At 67.6% G+C, this 18,701-nt stretch carries 17 protein-coding genes and 1 pseudogene; 2 read left to right on the forward strand and 16 right to left on the reverse strand.

Features of this window, described 5'->3' with window-relative positions; all coding sequences use genetic code 11:
* The 9 genes and pseudogenes from MSZK_RS33540 to MSZK_RS07010 all read right to left on the reverse strand — a co-directional run.
* A pseudogene (locus MSZK_RS33540) lies at positions 1 to 149 on the reverse strand (hypothetical protein); the annotation flags it as partial.
* A gap of 30 nt (positions 150 to 179) precedes the next feature.
* Positions 180 to 1,253 (reverse strand): SDR family oxidoreductase, encoded by a 1,074-nt coding sequence (locus tag MSZK_RS06975; RefSeq protein ID WP_099246217.1) that lies wholly within the window; start codon positions 1,251 to 1,253, stop codon positions 180 to 182.
* A 94-nt stretch (positions 1,254 to 1,347) separates the two neighbouring features.
* Entirely contained in the window at positions 1,348 to 1,449 is a 102-nt protein-coding gene (locus tag MSZK_RS06980) for a 30S ribosomal protein bS22 (protein WP_003402602.1), read from the reverse strand.
* Between the two features lie 108 nt (positions 1,450 to 1,557).
* Positions 1,558 to 1,821, reverse strand: a complete 264-nt coding sequence (locus tag MSZK_RS06985; RefSeq protein ID WP_099246219.1) for a helix-turn-helix domain-containing protein — start codon at positions 1,819 to 1,821, stop codon at positions 1,558 to 1,560.
* Positions 1,822 to 1,960: 139 nt separating this feature from the next.
* Entirely contained in the window at positions 1,961 to 2,824 is an 864-nt protein-coding gene (proC, locus tag MSZK_RS06990; RefSeq protein WP_099246221.1) for a pyrroline-5-carboxylate reductase, read from the reverse strand.
* Between the two features lie 73 nt (positions 2,825 to 2,897).
* On the reverse strand, positions 2,898 to 3,740 hold the full coding sequence (locus tag MSZK_RS06995; protein ID WP_099246223.1) for a thioesterase family protein: 843 nt from the start codon (positions 3,738 to 3,740) through the stop codon (positions 2,898 to 2,900).
* An 11-nt stretch (positions 3,741 to 3,751) separates the two neighbouring features.
* The gene (locus MSZK_RS07000; RefSeq protein WP_099246225.1) at positions 3,752 to 4,597 is read right to left on the reverse strand and encodes a sugar phosphate isomerase/epimerase; all 846 of its coding nucleotides are present in this window, start codon (positions 4,595 to 4,597) and stop codon (positions 3,752 to 3,754) included.
* A 7-nt stretch (positions 4,598 to 4,604) separates the two neighbouring features.
* Positions 4,605 to 5,630, reverse strand: a complete 1,026-nt coding sequence (locus tag MSZK_RS07005) for a hypothetical protein (RefSeq protein WP_099246227.1) — start codon at positions 5,628 to 5,630, stop codon at positions 4,605 to 4,607.
* Positions 5,627 to 6,643 (reverse strand): Ppx/GppA phosphatase family protein, encoded by a 1,017-nt coding sequence (locus MSZK_RS07010; RefSeq protein ID WP_099246229.1) that lies wholly within the window; start codon positions 6,641 to 6,643, stop codon positions 5,627 to 5,629. Before MSZK_RS07010 ends, MSZK_RS07005 begins: the two co-directional genes overlap by 4 nt.
* 29 nt (positions 6,644 to 6,672) lie before the next feature.
* On the opposite strand from MSZK_RS07010, the gene MSZK_RS07015 reads away from it, so the two are divergent.
* Together MSZK_RS07015 and MSZK_RS07020 are read left to right on the forward strand one after the other, a co-directional pair.
* Complete coding sequence (locus tag MSZK_RS07015; RefSeq protein WP_371411295.1) at positions 6,673 to 7,503, forward strand: hypothetical protein; 831 nt, start codon at positions 6,673 to 6,675, stop codon at positions 7,501 to 7,503.
* A 140-nt stretch (positions 7,504 to 7,643) separates the two neighbouring features.
* Complete coding sequence (locus MSZK_RS07020; RefSeq protein ID WP_099246233.1) at positions 7,644 to 8,756, forward strand: hypothetical protein; 1,113 nt, start codon at positions 7,644 to 7,646, stop codon at positions 8,754 to 8,756.
* Here the strand turns inward: MSZK_RS07020 and MSZK_RS07025 are convergent.
* From MSZK_RS07025 to MSZK_RS07055, 7 genes are all read right to left on the reverse strand, one after another.
* The gene (locus MSZK_RS07025; protein WP_233211149.1) at positions 8,753 to 11,137 is read right to left on the reverse strand and encodes a glycosyltransferase; all 2,385 of its coding nucleotides are present in this window, start codon (positions 11,135 to 11,137) and stop codon (positions 8,753 to 8,755) included. The genes MSZK_RS07020 and MSZK_RS07025 overlap by 4 nt on opposite strands.
* Positions 11,124 to 12,215 (reverse strand): glycosyltransferase, encoded by a 1,092-nt coding sequence (locus MSZK_RS07030; RefSeq protein WP_099246235.1) that lies wholly within the window; start codon positions 12,213 to 12,215, stop codon positions 11,124 to 11,126. The genes MSZK_RS07025 and MSZK_RS07030 overlap by 14 nt, the downstream gene beginning before the upstream one ends.
* A 38-nt stretch (positions 12,216 to 12,253) precedes the next feature.
* Positions 12,254 to 13,957 (reverse strand): lipopolysaccharide biosynthesis protein, encoded by a 1,704-nt coding sequence (locus MSZK_RS07035; protein ID WP_099246237.1) that lies wholly within the window; start codon positions 13,955 to 13,957, stop codon positions 12,254 to 12,256.
* A 105-nt stretch (positions 13,958 to 14,062) separates the two neighbouring features.
* Positions 14,063 to 14,998 (reverse strand): FkbM family methyltransferase, encoded by a 936-nt coding sequence (locus MSZK_RS07040; protein ID WP_142389887.1) that lies wholly within the window; start codon positions 14,996 to 14,998, stop codon positions 14,063 to 14,065.
* Entirely contained in the window at positions 14,941 to 15,693 is a 753-nt protein-coding gene (locus tag MSZK_RS07045; protein WP_233211150.1) for a hypothetical protein, read from the reverse strand. The genes MSZK_RS07040 and MSZK_RS07045 overlap by 58 nt, the downstream gene beginning before the upstream one ends.
* 224 nt (positions 15,694 to 15,917) lie before the next feature.
* On the reverse strand, positions 15,918 to 17,933 hold the full coding sequence (locus MSZK_RS07050; protein WP_099246241.1) for an O-antigen ligase: 2,016 nt from the start codon (positions 17,931 to 17,933) through the stop codon (positions 15,918 to 15,920).
* Positions 17,930 to 18,553: a YtxH domain-containing protein gene (locus tag MSZK_RS07055; protein ID WP_099246243.1), complete on the reverse strand. Its 624-nt coding sequence runs from the start codon at positions 18,551 to 18,553 to the stop codon at positions 17,930 to 17,932. The genes MSZK_RS07050 and MSZK_RS07055 overlap by 4 nt, the downstream gene beginning before the upstream one ends.
* Positions 18,554 to 18,701 lie beyond the last annotated feature (148 nt).

Genomic DNA, 18,701 nt, shown 5'->3' on the forward strand with positions numbered 1-18,701 from the left:
TCTTCCGCCGAGGCGCGGGTGCCGGGATCAGCCAGCAGCGAGGGATGTCGGCGGGCCGCCTCGGCGCGCGCCGCGGCACGTCGGGCCGCCGCTGCACGATTCGTATTCGAGTGCAGCGGAATCACTTTCGCTTTGGATTCACCCGCCACTTCGGCTACCTTCTCCCCACCATCGGCCCATCAGCCGCCCCATCGCTGCGCCACGGCGACTGCGCGACTCTCCAGAGAGCGTACCCATTTCGGGTCGATGATCGGGGTCAAACCCCGGCCCCGCACGTAGTCGTCGAAGGCCTCTATCGTCGTCCATTTCGGCGTAAAGCCCAACTCGGAGCGCATTCGCGTGGTGTCCATGACGCGGCCGTAATTAAGCCAATCCATCTGGTCACGGTTGAGGTCGGAGGTCCGACCCGCCCGCTGCAACGAATACAGTGCCCAAACCCCGGAATTCGGCAACGGAACCGCAAGCCGCCCGGATCGCCGAATCGCCTGCGACATCATGATCACACCGTCGGCTCCGATGTTGAAGGTGCCTGACCTGCCCGCCATGGTGGCCCGCTCCAGCGCCCCCAGGGCGTCCTGCTCGTGTAACAGCTGCAGCCGCGCGTCATGGCCGAGCACGGTGGTCACCAGCGGGCCGGCCAGATACCGCGACAACGCCGTGTCCATCGCCGGGCCGATCATGTTGGCCAGTCGCAGGATGGTGACAGCGATGTCGGGCCTGCGCCGGCCCAGGCCGCGTGCATAGCCCTCGATGTCGATGCTGTCGCGGGCGAAGCCCTCACCCGGCGGGCGGCGACTGCTGCTGTCCTCGGTGAACACCACCGGGTCGTGGGCATGGGAACCGTAGACCTCGGAGGTCGACTTCAGGATGACCCGGCGCACCGACGGCGCTTTCTGGCAGGCCGCGAACAGCTGCATCGCGCCCATCACGTTGATTTCCTTCAACGTGGCGCGCCCACCCGAGCGGGGGGCGTAGGAGGCTGCGGCGGCGTGCACCACGGTGTCCACATCGCCGTTTCGGATCACCTTGGCGATAAACGGATTTCGGATGTCGGCACGGACGAATTCGGCACGGCCCATCCGCCGCAGCAGATCCTTGCTGGGCGCGACGGCGTCGACCGCGATGACCTTGTTGATCAACGGGTTCTGCGCCAGCCGGGCGGTCAGGTACCCGCCGAGGAAACGGCACGCACCGGTGACCAGCACAACCTTCGGGTAGTGCGGGGTCTCAGTATCGGTACCGCCGGAATCCATCTGCACAGACTATCGGCCGGGACGGGGCCAGGCACGGCCCGAGGTCCGCCGGGCCGGGGCCGGGCGAGGATGCGCCCGAGGCCCGGCACAGGACCTACTTACCGAGTTTTCTGCGCTGAACCCGGGTACGACGCAGCAGCTTGCGGTGCTTCTTCTTCGACATGCGCTTACGCCGCTTCTTGATGACTGAACCCATGAAAATTCGCTACCTAAGTTTTCGCAGTGCCTGCACCAGAGCAGGCTTCTTGTGTCCCGGACACCTTACCTAAGCAGGCACGCGGAACGAAAAACGGCCTCGCGCCCGCTAGCCCGCGTCGAAGTACGACGTCTCCAGCAGGTCGTGAACGGCCTTGGCATGCACCCGGAACGAGCGACCCACCCGCACCGCGGGCAGCTCCCCGTTGTGCACCAGCCGGTACACCGTCATCTTGCTGACGCGCATCAGCGCGGCCACTTCGGCGACGGTCAGAAATTGAGCTCTGGCGGCCGGCGTGCTGTCGGCGCCACCGGCATCGCGCGCCGATTTTCCAGCCGAATCCCGCGCCGATGGCCCGTTCATAGACGTCATCGCAACCCAATCCGTCAGGCACGGGCAGTTCCAGCGGCTTCCCCACCGCTGGCACCCAGCCGTGCATACACGAGGAGAATAGCGTGGCGGGTGGGGTTACTGCGACGGGTGTGGGTAGATCCATCCGAAAATTCTTGAACTACTCTGATGTAATTCCTAGCTGCTCAGAGCGTGTTTTTGCGGCCTCGATGGCCGCCGCGACAGCCGCCCGAAGCCCACCCGCCTCGAGTTCCCGCAGGCCAGCGGCGGTGGTCCCGCCCGGGGAGGTCACCATCGCCCGCAGCCGGGCGGGGGAGGTGTCCAGGCCGCTGTCCTGGCCCGTCGCACGCTCACTGTCGAGGCGTTCCAGCAGCATCGCCGCGGATCCGGCCATCGTCTGCACGGCAAGGTCGGTCGCGACCGCCCGGCCGAGCCCGTTGGCCACCGCCGCGTCGACCAACGCCTCGACGAACAGGAAGAAATAGGCCGGCCCGGAACCGGAGACCGCGGTGACGGCGTCCAGCTGGCTCTCTGGGACGGTCAACACGTCGCCGACGCACTTGAACACCGCCGCGACGTCGGCGAGCTGCTCAGGGGTGGCAAATCGGCCGGCGGCCAGCGCGCTGACGCCCGCACCGACCAGTGCCGGGGCGTTCGGCATCACCCGGACAACCGGCGAGCCCGCCGGCAGCCGGGTTTCGTAGAACCCGATCGTCACGCCGGCGACGACGGTGACGAAAACCTGCTCGACAGTGTCGCTCTCGGCCTGGGCGGCGGCTTCGGCGATCTCGCCGACCACCGACTCGACGTCGGCCGGCTTCACCGCGACGATCACGAACGCGGCGGTCTCCACCGCCTCGGGTACCGCGGCCAGCTGGACCGAGTACTTCTCGCCCAGGTAGCGTGCTCGCTCCGGCATCCGCTCGGACACCACCAGGTCCTTGACCTGCCGCCCTGCCCGAAGCAGTCCGGCAAGGATCGCCTCGCCCATGCTGCCGCCGCCGATGATCGCGATTCTGGCCATGGGCTACAGACCCTAGCGGGCTGGGCGATTTCGGCGCGATTCCGTTCGCCTGGCGGCGGTTTGCGCGCCGAAATCACGCATTCTCAGGGGCGGGCACCAGCGCCAGCTGCCGCGTCTGCACGATGATGCGGCCGGCGCTGTCGACCACCGTGTGGTCGGCGTCGAACCAGTCCTGGCCGATCTGCGTGGTCGTACAGGTCACCCGCAGCCAGCCCTCGGCGGGCATCCCCCGCAGATACGCGGTCATCTGCACCGTGGGCGCCCAGCCGCGGCGCCCCACGGCATAGCAGACCGGGACCGAGATGTCGCCGCACATGAGCGCGAAGAACACGTCCACCGGGCCCGCTTTGGGCCGGACCCAGATCTTGAACACCGGAGCGCCGGTGTCGCCGACGGTCTCGGTCAGCTCGGGACGGATGTCGCAGCCGCGGGCCAGGTTGTTGATCGCCGCGGCGGGATGCCCCGGACCGATCGGCTCGACGTCGGCGGGCGGCTCGACGCTCATCACCGCGGTCACCGGATTGGCGCTCAGCAGCGGCTCGGTGCGATGTTCCGGCTCGCCGAGGGTGACCACCGCACGCACGCAGGTTCGCTCGCCCTGCACGAGCTCCACGTCCACCAACCCGATCCGTCTGCCGCGCTTGTGCACGCTGGTGATCAGTCGCACCGGCCCGGGATCGGGTGCCGACAGGAAGTCCGCCGACACCGCGACCGGCTCGAAATCAGTACCGATCCCCGAGTCGCTTCGCTGCGGCCCGCCGGTGTTCCCGTACCCCTCGCGGCCCGCCTTGGCGCACAGTGCCAGCATCACACCACCGTGGATCTTCGGCCCAATTGTCCAGTGCTCGTTGAGGTTTGCCTCAAAGCCGTGATCGAGGGGACGCAGGGTGAGCGCGTCGTCGAAGCGGGGATACATCACTGCCTTTCTCAGCGCAGCAGATGCGTGCGCGCGAACTGGAGCGACTCGACCAGCAAGGCCTCTCGCTCGGTTTTGGTACGCGCCCCCGAGGTGGTGACCTCGAGGATTACGTGCCCGGTGAAATCGCTGCCGGCCAGCATCTGACACACCTCGACGGTGGGTTGGGTGCCCCGGCCGGGCACCAGGTGTTCGTCGGTGGACGCACCGTTGCCGTCGCACAGGTGCAGGTGCACCAGACCCGACCCCATCCGCTGCGCCATCTCCAGGGCGTCGGTACCGGCCGTCGCGGTGTGCGACAGGTCCAGCGTGTAGTGCGCGTGGTTGCCGTCGAGCGGGTCGTAGGACGGCGCGAACGCCGAAATCCCCACGCCGGGACGGCCGCCGCGCTTGCGCATCCGCTCGATCGACGGGTCTCCGGAGCCGAAGAACCGGTCGGCCCGGAACGGGAACATGTTCTCCACCGCGACCAGCACGTCGCTGCGGCTCTCCAACTCCGCGACCTGCTCGCTGAAGCCGTCGGCGTAGCGGCGCTGCCAGCGAAACGGCGGGTGCACCACCACGGTCTGCGCACCGAGCCGCTCGGCCGCCTGCACGCTGCGGGTCAGCTTCGGAATCGGGTTGGCGCCCCAGACCCGCTGGGAGATCAACAGGCACGGCGCATGCACCGACAACACCGGCACGTTGTAGCGGCGGGACAGCTTGGCGATCGCGCCGATGTCCTGGCTGACCGTCTCGGCCCACACCATGAGTTCGACACCGTCGTAACCCAATTCGGCGGCGTACTCGAAAGCGGCCTCGGTCCTCAGCGGGTAGACCGAGGCCGTCGACAGACCGACCTTGATTGCGGGGCGCACAGACGAATCAGGTCGATTGCAACAACGCCAACGGCCCGAGGGTGACCAGAGCCCCGACCGCCACGGCGATCAGGGTGCTGGCGATGTCCTCGGTTTTGCGGACGATGCGCACGGCCACCACCAGGCCCAGGATGACCAGGACCGACAGCACCAGCGCGACGATGTTGTTCCACCGCCACAGCTGGTCGAACGCGATGAACAACCCGGCGCCGAACGCGACGGCCAGGACCGACTGGGCAGCCACCAGCAGCCCGCGCCACAGCATCGTGAGCTTGCCCTCGCGGGGATGCTCGTCGTCGAGTTCGGCCGCCTCCTCCTCGCCGTCGTGCTCGTCGCCGGCGGCCACACCCCGGCGGGCGAGGTCGTCGGCGACGGTCTCGCCGCTGAACAGGGTGCCGCCCGAGGACCGCAGGTAGGACTGCAGCTCGGCGGCTTCCTCGACCTGCTCGTCAGGTGTCAGGTCCAACCCGGGGGCCGCCTCGTCGAGCGGGTCGAACGCCATCTGCTCGGCGTCGGAGGCCTCCTCGGCCGACGTGTCGGCCGAGGGCGTGGGTTCGGGCCTGCGCAGCGGGCGCGGGTCGTAGCTGCGTTCGGGGCGGCTCTCGCGCCGCGGAAGCGGGCTGTCGGCGCGCGGTGGGGGCCCCTCGAACGGCCGCGGGGCCTCGTCGAGGTCCTCGAGATCCTCCAGGTCCTCGGCCGGTTCGACGGCCTGTTCGACCTCGTCGACCTCGTCGACGTCCGACTCGCCGGCCGGCGCCGATCCGTTGGTGCTGGGCTTCTGCTCGGCCGGCTCCGTCTCGGTGGCCTCGGCGGTCTCGACTTCGGTCACCGCGACAGGCCGCACGACGGGGATCTCACCGGTCCGGATGATCGGGATCTCGCCGGTCAGTTCGGCGACCGTCACCGCGTCGCTGTTCCCCCGGCGACGGCGACGGCGCCCGCCGACCGGCGGGGAGCCGATCGTGCCGTTCTTGGCGAGCAGCTCGGCCACCGAGATCGGCCGGCTGTTCTCGCTGTCATCTGGTGCAGTCATCGTGTGCCTCTCGATCGGGCGGCAGTCGACCGATCAAAACCGTTGTCTCCAGCATCCCCCACCGACGTCTCCACCAGGGCAGTTCCGTCAGCTTCACTGTCGAGTCGGCGCAGGATGATGCCCTCGCGCAACGCCCACGGACAGATGTCGACGGATTCCAAAGACAGTGCTCGCATGCTCGCCTCCGCCACCAGAGCACCGGCCACGATCTGTGGCGCCCGCTCGGCACTGACTCCCTCCAACTCGGCACGGTCGGTCGTGGTCATCCTAGAGATGAACGATATGAGCTGACGCAAACCGTTGGCCGTCAGCGTCCGCTTGACCCTGGGCCCGGCGCCCGAGGGAGCCGCCCCGGTCAGTCGGGCCAGCGAGCGGAAGGTCTTCGACGTCGCGACCGCGAGGTCGGGAGCCCCGGCCTCCAGGACGAATGCGCTGGCCTCGGCCAGCTCGTTGTCCAGCCAGTCGCGCAGCATGGCCACCCGGCGCCGGCCCGGCGGGTCGTCGGGCAGCCATTCCCGGGTCAGCCGGCCCGCGCCCAGCGGCAGCGACAAGGCCACCTCGGGCGCCTCGTCGACGCCGTTGGACAGCTCCAGGGAGCCGCCGCCGATGTCGAGGTTGATGATCCGTCCGGCGCTCCAGCCGTACCACCGCCGGACCGCCAGGAAAGTCAGCCTGGACTCGTTGGAACCGGACAGCACCTGCAGGTTCACCCCAGTCTCGGCCAGCACCCGGGCCAGCACGTCCTCGGAGTTCGTGGCATCGCGAACCGCCGAGGTGGCGAAGGCCATCAGATCGGCGCAGCCGGAGCTGGCCGCGATCTTGGCGAACTCGTCGACGGTGTCGATCAGCTTGTCGGCGCCGCGCCGGGTGAGCTTTCCGGAGTCGTCGATGGCCTCGGCGAGCCGCAGCGCCGCTTTGGTCGAACTCATCGGAGTCGGGTGCCCGCCCCGGTGGGCATCGACCACCAGCAGATGAACCGTGTTGCTGCCCACGTCGAGCACGCCTAATCGCACGTGAACAAAACTAGCCTGCCACTTGCGACATGGAGCAAAAGCCAGCGCGAAGACCGCGCGCATGTGCATTACGGTTGGGCGCTGTGACACATGGGCACCCCGGCGAAGTTGACCTGGACTTCCCCCGCGAATGGGTGGAGTTCTACGACCCGGACAATCCGGAGCATCTGATCGCCGCGGACCTGACCTGGCTGCTGTCGCATTGGACGTGCGTGTTCGGCACCCCGGCCTGCAAAGGCACGGTCGAGGGACGTCCCGATGACGGCTGCTGCTCGCACGGGGCGTTCCTGTCCGACGACGACGACCGGGCCAACCTCGACGACGCTGTGAAGAAGCTGACCGACGCGGACTGGCAGTTCCGGGACAAGGGCCTGGGCCCCAAGGGCTACCTCGAGATGGACGAGTACGACGACAAGCCCAACCTGCGCACCCGCAAATACAAGGGCGCCTGCATCTTCCTGAACCGGCCGGGCTTCCCGACCGGCATCGGCTGCGCCCTGCACACCAAGGCACTCAAGCTCGGGGTCGAGCCGCTGACGATGAAACCCGAGGTGTGCTGGCAGCTGCCGATCCGGCGCAGCCAGGAGTGGATCACCCGGCCCGACGGCACCGAAGTGCTCAAGACCACGATCACCGAGTACGACCGGCGCGGGTGGGGTGAGGGCGGGGCGGACCTGCACTGGTATTGCACCGGCGACCCGGCCGCACACGTCGGCAAGAAGCAGGTCTGGCAGTCCTACGCGCCGGAACTGACCGAGCTGCTGGGCGAGAAGGCGTACGCCGAATTGGCGGCCATGTGCAAGCGGCGCGGCGGCTTTCCGCTCATCGCGGTGCACCCCGCCACCCGCGCTGCACAGTAGCGTTGCGTCCGCGAACGTCTCGATCCTTGCCCAACTAAGGCAAACATCAGGTGAACAGGTTGGAATTGCTTCGCTGAGCATGCGCCGGCAAGGCCCATTCCGGCATAGACTCTGTCGGTCGTTCTCGGCCGGAGGTTCAGATGAGGCAGCCCGAGCGAGGCGCCGTGGTGTTCGTCGACGACAGTCCGCTGTGGCACAGCTTCCAACAGGTCGCCGCGCTGGTGCGCCGCCACGGGTACCGGACGGTCCGCATCACCACCGCCCAGACCGGCCGGATTGCGCGTCTGGTGGACAGGCTGCTCTATGACCGCGCTGTGTATCTGCCGGAAGCCGGCGCGCTTCAGCACCTGCCCGAGCTGCTCGAACCCTTCCACCCGGTGAAGGTGAACGTGGTCGACACTCTGCTCGACGCCATCCCCGAGGACGCGATCGACCGACTGACGGCCGACAATGCCGACAGCCTGCGCGTCCAGCGCAAGTTGAGCAACAAGACCACCGCGGGCATCCTGGTCCTCGAGCGGGGCGCCCTGGTGCCCGATCAGCTCCCGGGATCCACGCCGGCCGGCGAGGCGGCGGAGAAACTCGGCCTGCCCGTCGTGCTGAAGGCCAACTACGGGGCGGCAGGTTCGGGTATTCGCATCGCCCACACCGTCGCCGAGGCAGCGCACGCCGCCGAGGCCATGGGTTCCCCCGCCGACTTCTTCTACCAACGGTTCGTCACCGGCCCGATCTTGTCGTACGGCGCGATGCTCGCCGACGAGGGCATCGTGCAGGAGTTGACGTATCGAGGGCTGGCCTCCCCGTCGAACCCGACCGGCGCCCCCCTGGGGTATGAGGTGGTCGACGAGCCAATCTTCACCGAAATCGGGCGAAAAGTCTGTCTCGGCGTCGGATTGACCGGGCCGATCAACCTGCAGGCGATCCGCGACGACGAGGGACAGTACTGGGTGATCGACCTCAACATCCGTCCATTCGGGGGCATGCTCAACTTCGACCAGAGCCTCATCGACACCGCAACCGGATTTCTGTTCTGCACCAAGCTCTGCGACACCCGGCCCCTTCACCGCACGCCACCGACTGGGCTACGAGTCTCCGAATTTCCAATCGATGCTGAACAATTGGCGCGAACCGGTCAGTACTTGTCAGCGATCCGCCTCTACCTGCAGCGGTCGCCGTCGTATGTGCGCCTGCTACGCGTCAACTATTTGGCCTTTGCGCTCCTCAATGGGGTTGCCCACAAACTGCACATCTAGCCGTTCGGTGGTTGCTCCGGGCCGCCGGCGCGCCCGCCCGGCGGCAGCGCGCCCAGGAACCGCTCGGCGATCTCGTCCCAGGAACCGCTCGTGGCCAGGCTGTCGGCACCGGCCTTACCCATCGCCGCCGCCAACTCAGGATCCGTGAGAACCCGGATCAGGGCTTGCGCCAATGCATCCGGATCATCCGGCGGCACCAGCAGCCCCGACACCCCGTCACGGACCACATCCGGTATGTCCCCGACCCGGGTCGCCACGACGGGCCGACCCAGGGTGTAGGCGAGGTGAGCGACCCCGGATTGCGAGCTGCGCTTGTAGGGCAGTACGACGCACCTGGCCGCGGAGAAATATTGCGTCACATCGGAAATCGGGACATACCCCAGGTTCAGCGTGACGCCGGCACCGGGTGGGATCTGCGCCCGCAGTTGCGATTCGTCCATATCGGGCCCCAACGCGCCGGCAATCACCAGCGCGGCGTCACCCACTCGGGCTCGCACCGCGGGCCAGGCCTTCAGCAGAGTGTCGATGCCCTTGTACGCCGTGACGGTGCCGAACGACAAAGCGACCGGGCCGGTGTTCAACACACCCGGCAGGCCGGCAGCATCGAAGATCCCCTCGTCGCCGTGGGGAATCACGTGGACCGGCGCGGTGATCGGCCACGTCTGGAGCAGCACCCGTTTGGCTGACTCGCCGAGCACGAACACCACGTCGAGGTCTCCGTAGGCGCGGCCCAGCGCCCGGGTCATCAGCGCCGACGTCTTGTACAAACCGTCCTGACCGGGCTGCTCGACAAGCGGCCTGGGTTCGTGGGCGACCAGGGCCAGGACGGCGTTCGGTAGCGCCTTGCGGACGGCGTGCACACCCCATCCGTCTATCGGGAATCGCCACGCCGACCACACCACCACACCGGGGCGGGTCTGAATCAGCCGCGCCAGCAACACAACCCACGCTGCGGTGTGACGTCCTGCCCGGATGACACGGCGGCCTAAACGCAATAACTCCGGCAGGTCCGCCCCCGCGGTCGGATGCCACGTCGGCAGAATGCTGACGACCTGGCAACCCGGCTCTCGCGACAACAGTTCCGGCGAAGGTCCGGTGATGACGTCGACACGCTCCCCGGCGCGCGCCAAGGCCTCGCCGAGCTGCAGGGAGAACTGGAACAGGCCGCCCGACGGCGGAAACTCCACCAGCGCAACGCGTCGCACCGAACCAACCACTCCGCCGTCGAGCACGCGATCGTAGAGAGCTCGCAGATTCTTGGCCCAGACGTCGGCACTGAAACGAGTCTCGTACCGCTGTCGGGTGGCTCGTCGGATCGCCTTCAAGGCTTGCGGGTCGGCCCGGATCATGGACGCCATCTCGGCTATCGCCGCACTCAGCGCGGCGGGGTCGGCCGGTTCGACCAGCAATCCGCAACCGGGGCCGACGATGTCGGGAATGCCGCCGACGTCGGTCGCCACGATGGGGCGGCCGCCGGCCAGTGCCGAGATGAGCGACGTCGGCAGCGCGTCCTCCAGAGACGGCTGAACGACGAAGTCGGCTGCCGCGATCAGGTCTGGGACGTCGCGACGGAATCCGAGAATCCGGATCCGTTCAGCGAGCACAGGATCGGCCTCGACGCTGGAGCGAAATCCGTCGAGCAGCGGTCCGTCACCGGCCAGCGCCACGACGAGGGGAACATCGTCGGGCAGCAGGCGGACCGCCTCGATCAGGTCCGCATGCCCCTTCTCCGGGCGCATCAGGCTCGCGCAGACCGCGAGCAGATGACCGTCGGGGACGTCGATCTCGGCGCGAACCTCCCAGCCCGCGCGTGTCACGTCTGGTTCGGCCACCCCGTTGGGCAACACCACGATCGGAGCGCCCGCGCCGGCGTACTGCGCGTACCACCGGCGTTGGGCACTGGACAGCGCGATCACCACGCTGGACAGAACGCGGCGTCCCAGAACCGCCGCCTTGACCCGGACGCCGTGCATCCGGGATGTCGCGATATCGATGACGTGCAGCGTCGACACCGACGGCACACCGACCACCTTGGCGGCCAGTCCGCCGACCAGATCGGCATGTTTGAGGTGGGTGTGCACGATGTCGACGCCTTCGTCGCGCAGCACTTTGGCCAACCGCCTGACGGCGGTGAGGTCGTAGCGACCCGAGTGCAGCTCGTAGACGGTCACCCCCTGCGCACGCAGCTGCGGGACGACCCGGTTGTCCGTACCGGACTCCGATTGCGCGTCGGAAAGACCCACGACGACAAGGCGGATCGCGGCGGAGGGGGCGGAGCGCGCCAGATCGACCAGTACTGCCTCCGCGCCGCCGGGGCCAAGGGAATGAATCACGTGCGCCACCGTCAACGGCACCGGCGGGGCCGGGTCAGGCACGTTCATCGATGACCTCCTGATAGAGCTGCCCGAGCCGGTCGACCCACGTACGCATCGAATACTTCTCTTCGGCCTGCGCCCGGCCCGCCGCCCCGTAGGCGGCGGCCAGCTCCGGATTCCCGATGGTCTCCAGCAGCGCTTCGGTCAGCGCCGGCACGTCACGCAGCGGTACCAACCGGCCGGTCACCCTGTCCACGACGATCTCCCGGGTGCCACCCGCGTCGGAGGCCACCACCGGCAGGCCGCTGGCCCCCGCTTCGATCAGCGCGGTCGGTAGTGCTTCATCGACGGAGGCGGACACCACCCCATCGACGGTCGCCAGAATCTCGGGCACGTCCTCACGCCGACCGAGTAGCCTCACCGAATCACTCAGTCCCACTTCAACTATCGCGCGCTCGATGTCGACGCGGCTCGGCCCGTCGCCGACCACGAGGAGGGTCGCCTCCGGGTGCACCGCCACCACACCCGCCCACGCGCGGACGAGATCGACATGATTCTTGTCCGGCCGCAGCGCGGCCACCACAGCCCATACCGGTCGCTCGGTGCTGTGCGGCCGGGTCCGCATCCGGTAGCGGGCTACGTCGACTCCGTTGGGGATCATCCGCCAGGTGGACCGGGCTGGTCCGTGCCGCACGGCGTACTGGTCGAAGGCGTGCTGCGACACCAGCACCAACCGGCCCAGTCGAGCCGGAATACGCACGGACAAACGCTCTTTGAGCCATTCCCCGCGACTCGTGTGCGGTTGGGGACTCAGGTGCAAGGTGGCGACGACAGGCTTGCCCACCAGCCGCGCAGCGAGCGGAACCAAAGTCGCCGAGTAACCGAGGTGGGCATGCACGACGTCCACCGGCGCACGGCGCAACGTGCGCACCAACCGGGCGAAACCTCGAACATCCAGCAGCTTTCGGACCGAGATGTAGGTCGGATCCAGGCCCGCGTCGGCCAGCCGTCCGAGCATGGCATTCCTGCCGCTGTCCTCGGGTGCCAGACTTGCCACGGAGACGTCAAGGGCCGCAGGAGCATAACGGCCCAACTCGGCGATCAGATTCTCCGCCCCACCGAAGTTGTACGAGTCCAGGATCATCAGTACCCGCGTCGGTCTCGACGAGCCGCCATACTCGATCAACGCGGACCCCCGATCCGATAAGAGGATTCGCCCCGCGCACGGCCACGACGCGTGCCAACGGAGCGCCGAATGCCCTTCACCGCAGCCACGATGGGAGCCAAACCGACCATGACGAGGACGGTCGACACGACTCTGGCCAGTTTCCGGGGGCCGCCGCCACCGTCGCGCTGCGCCGGTGCGGCAGCCGCGCCGCCCCGGACGGAGCGGACCACCGCGAGGCCCGCCTCGAACAGGGCTGGTGCACTGATCTGCAAGCCGAGGACATAGGTGAGCAATCCGGCAATCACGCTGACGAAAAGCACTGCCGGTGCGGGGAGCCCAGACATCAGATGGGCTGTCCCCAGCATGACAATGCCCATCCCCACCGCCGCCGGCAACGGCTGGCTGATCGCGTTCCACAGTTGGCCCGCTGTGATGCCGCCGGTTGTCTGCAGCAGCACGGTGTTCACCAAGAACAGCACGCACTCGACGGCGACGAGCGCCAATCCCACCGCGACGATGCTGTGGCCGGCAGCCCACCAAACAGGGCCGACCATGAGCACGAGTCTGGCTGTGCCCGTTGCGAGCAGCAGCGACGGGCGCCCGATCGCCTTGAACACGTCGCCGGCATGCCAGGACACCGAGAAGAGCAGACCGTACACCGACAACACCACGAGTACTGGTGCCGCACCAGCGTATTGGGGCCCGTAAAGCGTGGCGATGACGGCCGGGGCGACGGTCGCCAGCACGACGCTGATCGGCGCGCTCAACGCCATCGTCACCGCCATGACTTCCAAGAAGTGCTCCGAGAGACGTTCGCGGGCATGTTGCAGCCGAGACAGTGAACTGAACAGCACCTCGCTGATCACGTTGCACAGGGCCAGCACCAACAGGTCGGGCAACCGGTAGGCCAGGGTGTACAGGCCCAGCTGCTCATCGCCGCGCCGGATACCGATGAACAGGTAATCCATGTTGAACATTGCGAAACTCAGTAGTGCGACACCGGTCAACGCGGAGCCGTACCGAATCAGGTTGCGGGCCTCCGCCCGGTCGAATCCGAAAGCGACCCGGGTTCGGGCGACCACCCAGTACAGGACCGTGGTCAACACGGTCCCGAGCAGCTGGCCGTAGACCAGGCTCCAGACCCCGTGCCCGGCGGCCGCCAACCCAATCGTCAATGCCGCCTTGGCGACAGAACCCAGGAACTCCGGCCAGATTCGCTGCCGGAAGTCGAGATCACGCCGCAACCGGGCGGCGGGGATGGCGCTGAATGCCGAGATGGTCAGCCCGATCGCCAGCACCCTGATCAGCGGCGTGAGCCCGGGCTGATGGACCAGCTCCGCTCCCAACGGTGCGAACACGGCGAGCGAGGCACCGGCGACGACACCGAACGCCGCCGAGAGGGTCAGGCCGGTCGGCGCGAGCCGCTCCCACTGCCCAGGACTTTGCACGAGCGCAGCGCCGACACCGAGATCCTTCATGTAGTCGAAGAGGTTGACGACCAACAGCGCCAGCGTGAACAGACCGAAATCGGCGGGATCGAGAAGTCGAGCCGCCACGATCGTCATGATCAGCGTCGAGCTCTTGCTCAACCCGAAGACCAAGTAGTTCCACGCCGCCTGCCGGCCCGTCGGCGGGGCAGCTTGTGGCGTCTGTGCAGCCTCGCCCCCGACCTCGTCGCGGCTCTCTCCCGTTACAGTCGGATCCTCGCCCTGTACCACCCGAAGAATCCCCGATCAACATGGAGCCGCAGCGTTTTCACGGCCATCATAAAGCTTGCGGCGGGACTCGTGGCCGCACTTGTGGCCGACCCACGACGGTGGATCTCAGCGCGACGCGAAAAGATAGCCGGCCGCCCACGGCCGTGGATCGTCGTCCCTGGAGGTCACGGTGAAACCGGCGTCGACCAACATCGCACGTACCTGTTCCTTGGTGCGGTACGACTCGTCCCCTGTTTCATCGGCCAGGAAGTCGTGGCATCCGATCGCGGCATGGCCGACCAGCGGAAGTACATCCTTTGCGCCGCGCAGGGCAGGCACTTCAGCGCCTTCGATGTTCATCTTGAGGAAATCGATTCGCTCCACATGCAGCTTGGCCATCAGGTCGGGGATCGTGATCGCCGGGACCGGCACACCCTGTGCGCCGATCTTGTTCTCGAGATAGGACTCTGCTTGCAGGTCACTGATCATCACCGGCTCGTCGGAGTCCATCACCGCCGCGTGGATCGGTTCGACGTTGCGAAGGTTGTTCACCTGGCAGACCCGTTCGAGCTTGGCGTACGTCGTGGGATGCGCCTCGACGGCGATGACTCTGCCCGACTCGCCAACCATTTTCGAGAAGGGAAGGGCCTCGGTCCCGATGCCGGCGCCGACATCGAGGACCACGTCGCCGGGCCGGATCGAGTAGTCGCGAAGGAAGACGTCCCGAGCGAACGCATCACACTGCCCGGCATCCATTCCTTCACCACCTTTCAGGTCCGACATCAGCATGGCCCCGGCACGGGTTCGGGTCAGCCAATCACCGGTCTGCCGGTCATAGGTGATCACGGTGCGCTGGCCCCGGAGTGTCTTACCCGCGGACGCTGCAAGCCCGAGCAACCAGCGGGTTTGCGGTCGGTTCAGCGCGTCGTAGACGGCGTGCTTGAGGGCCATTTGTGCACGATAGCAGCACCTCTGGAGTGGTTCGCCCGGTTGACTGACCAGCGTCAGCCCAACACGCGCAATTTCTCCCATGGAACGCGGTCCATCGGGTCGTAGTCCCAACGAAATCCCGCAGCCTGGTAGACCTTACCCAGGCCGTGCGGCGCCGACGTGTCGAGTTCGAAGCTCACGCTGAGCGGCGCGCCGCCCACGTCCACGACGTATCCGCCGTAGCGCTGCATGGCGGTCGCCACCGCCAGCTCGCCCTTGCTGAGCCCGAGTGTGCTCAGGTCCAGTACGGGATCCAGTTGCAGATGCGCACCTTCGGGAATGCAGTCCGATCGGACCGACGTGCCGTCGGACTTCAGCGCCGGACGGCGAAAGGTGGTGCAGGCGTTGCTGGTTTGCAGCGCCAGCGCGTGCGGGATGTCACCGGCGCCGATCTCTGCGACGCGGATGACGCCGGCCAGCCGCGAGGCGCCGGATCCGGTCGCCGACCCGCCCCACCCCGACCCCTGCAGACTGTTCACCGCACCCCACTGGGTCGCCCAGGCGCTGTCGTTGCGTCCCGCCCGCCAGAACTCGAAGACGGTGGCGGTCGTTTCGTCGATGGTCACCATCGCGCCGTCTGAGCCCGAATTCGGTTTCGCGTGAGCCGGAATCGGCACCGGCCAGCCGGCGAACGGACACACACCCCATTCGTGGCCCGTGCATTTCACCGCGTAGGTGGGCGTGTCCGAGCCGGTGGTGAAGATCGGAACGCCGAACTCCACCAGATTGGCGAACAGGGCGCGTTCGGATTGGACTCCCCTGATCATCGCCGCACTGTTCGGATCGATCGCAGGATTGTCGGAAACTGTTCGCCGCCAGGGACTATCGGGGGCGAACGGCAACGCGGAGCCGGCGCCCACGCCGACTGAGGCGGAACAGGCGGTCGAGCCGATCACGACCGCCAGCACCGCGATCACGATGCCCCACACCGACGCCGTGAGCCGGCCAGGCCGCCAGGAGGTCCGACGCGTCGCGGCGATGCCGCCACCGATCATTCGACGGTGACCCGATTGTCGATCCGTAGCGGCACAGTGGGTTCCGAGCCCTCGTTTCGTCGCCGGCTCAGCAGGGCCGAGAGTGCGATGCCGGTCACCAGTCCGCCGGCGGCACCGACGGCGACGGCGGCAACCACGGTCGTGGTGGTGTGATCGCGCGCCGAGGTGATCTGCATGCTCCCGATGGTCTGCAGCAGATACTGGTCGTAGCCGTTGACCTGACTCAACCGGGTTCCGGAGACGGCCACCGCGCGCTGCAGTTCGTCGCGTGCCTCGATCGCACTGTCCCCCTTGGCGGTAAAGGTCAACAGACCGCGTACGGCGTCGGCGTCGATGGTGACCGGCGACTTGGGGTCATGCAACACCCTGGCCATGGTAGGCAACAGTTCGATGCGCGACCGGACGTCGAGCGCGTAGGCATACCAACCGCTGATCGGCTGGGCAGGCGCCAAGGTCATGTGTTGGGTGGCCTGGTAGACCATCGAGCTGTTCATTGTCAGGTACGTCCAGAACAGGCCGGCGCCCACCCCCACCGCCAGGAACCAGATCCCGACGTCGCGGACGAATCGTCGGATGATCGCCGGCGCGACCGGCCACGCGGGCGCCACCGCGGCCACCGCCGCCAGCACCACCGCGAAGGTGCGGAAGTACGCCAGGTGAAGTCCGGCGCTCGAGAACGACCAGCCGATGATGGCCGCGGCGAGCGCGGCCACCAGGATCCGGTCCGGTGATCGCGGCTGCGCGATGATCCGCATCACCAGGATCATCACGAAGCCCAGCACCATCAGGCACCAGCCGGCCAGCCCGAACGCACCCGACTCGGCGAGCAAGGACAGGTAGATGTTGTGCGCCTCGAGGTTGGGCTCGCGCACGGCCGTTGCCACCCGGCCGGCGAAGTTGATCACCTCGCCGGCGAACGTGCCTGGGCCGAAACCGAAATAGGGCCGCTGCTCCCACATCATCGCCGCCTGCTCCTGGGCGGCGAGCCGACCGAGCAGCGACGGGTCGATGTGACCGTTCGCATCGCCCTGGCTGAGCTGCTGGACCATGTCCTGCAGGCGGTCTCCCACACCGGGAGCGAAGAACAGCGCCATCACGGCGGGCACACTGGCCAGCCCCCACCGGCGAACCGAACGCTCGGAGGCCAGGAACCACACCGCCATGGCGATGCCGGCCGACACGAACGTGCCACGCGACTGGGTCAGATAGATCCCGACCAACAGCGCGACGATCGACAGGGCGACCGCAGCCGCGGCCACCTTGTTCGATGCCCGCAACGACTTGGTCAGCAAGGCCGCGGCCAGTGGCAGACCCATGATCAGGTGCCTGCCCCAGAAGTTCGAATCCGGTAGCGGGCCGCCGTATCTCGGCGTGGTCACGAGTTCACCGGTAGACGTTGTGACGATGGAGAATCCGCCGAATGAGGTGGCGCCACCGAAGACCGCGTAGTCGACGAAGGTGAGGACCGACAACGCGCTCAGCACCACCACCATCGTGATCGCGATGGCCCATGGCCGTGCGGTCATCTGAGCCAGCAGCAGAACCAGCATCAAGAACAGCAGATCGATACTGGTGCGGCGCAGCGAGGACAGCGACTCCCCGACATTCGAGCTGCCGATGGCCGCCACCACCTGGGTGGCGAGGAACACGGCCAACAAGCCGGCGCAGATCACCGTCCAGGCGTTGAGGCGGCCGCGCAACTGCGGATCCCGCAGACCGAACCCGACGGCGAGCAGGCCGACCGCCATCGAGCCCTGGAACACCGGAACGCTACCGTGCTGCTCCATCACGCCCGAGAGGTTGCTGACTTCGATGGCGACCATGATGACCAGAGCCAACGTCGGGCGCCTCGCCGCGTACACCAGCCCGACGCCGCCGACGAGCGCCGCCACCGCGAACAACGGACTGCGCGCGCCGAACATCATCACAGCCGCTACCGTCGCGGCACCGCCAACCAGGGCCATCGCCGCGCGTTCGCCGGACTGCGGCGCGACCCGGATCGACCCGGTCATAGCCCCGGCAGCGCCTCTTCGGGCACGCTGTCGGCGCGACGAGCGCCAGGACCGCCACGCCGCTCCCGCGACCGGGCCAGCAGCCACCCGCCGCCGGCACCGATGAGCAGGCCACCGAGCCCGACCGCGGCCGCGAACTGCGAGCGCCGCGGACTCGGCAGGGGCAGCGCGTTGTCCTCCGGCGGCCACATCACCTTCACCGCGAACGGCGCAGCCAGGGAGCTCACGTTCGGGGTGGCGCGGTTGAGCACGTCGTTGAGGCCGGCCTCGGCCGCGGCCGCGGAGTGGGCGACCACCGTGACGACCACGATCGTGGTATCAGGCAGCGCCGCAGCCGAGATCGAGAGATCGGCCTGCGGCACCTTGGCGGCGTTGGCGGCCGAGGGCAACCAGCGGGGATCGTTGTAGAGCACGGCAGCGGTTCTGCTGACCTGACCCCGAGTCAGTACCTCCCAGAAGGACGACGACTGTTCAGTGGTCAGATCGGGCGCCGGAAGCAAGGCGACGTTGGCCGAGGACTGATACCAGTGCGACCGCGGGGCCAGAAGGAAGCCGAGCGCCGCCCCGACAATGGCGCCGAGAATGGCGAAGACCGCGATAGTCCTGCGGTACCTGGTCATGTCGCTTCCTTACTCTCCGCACTTTCGCCGTGCCATGTGCAGCGTAACTGCGACCCGTTATGCTTCTCGATTTTCTTTCGCTGATGTCGGCGATTCCCGGTCACAGTACATCGCAGACTGAGCTGCGACGACCGCGATCGGACCGGTA

It is taken from the genome of Mycobacterium sp. shizuoka-1 (assembly GCF_002723835.1).
Classification (GTDB): Bacteria; Actinomycetota; Actinomycetes; order Mycobacteriales; family Mycobacteriaceae; genus Mycobacterium.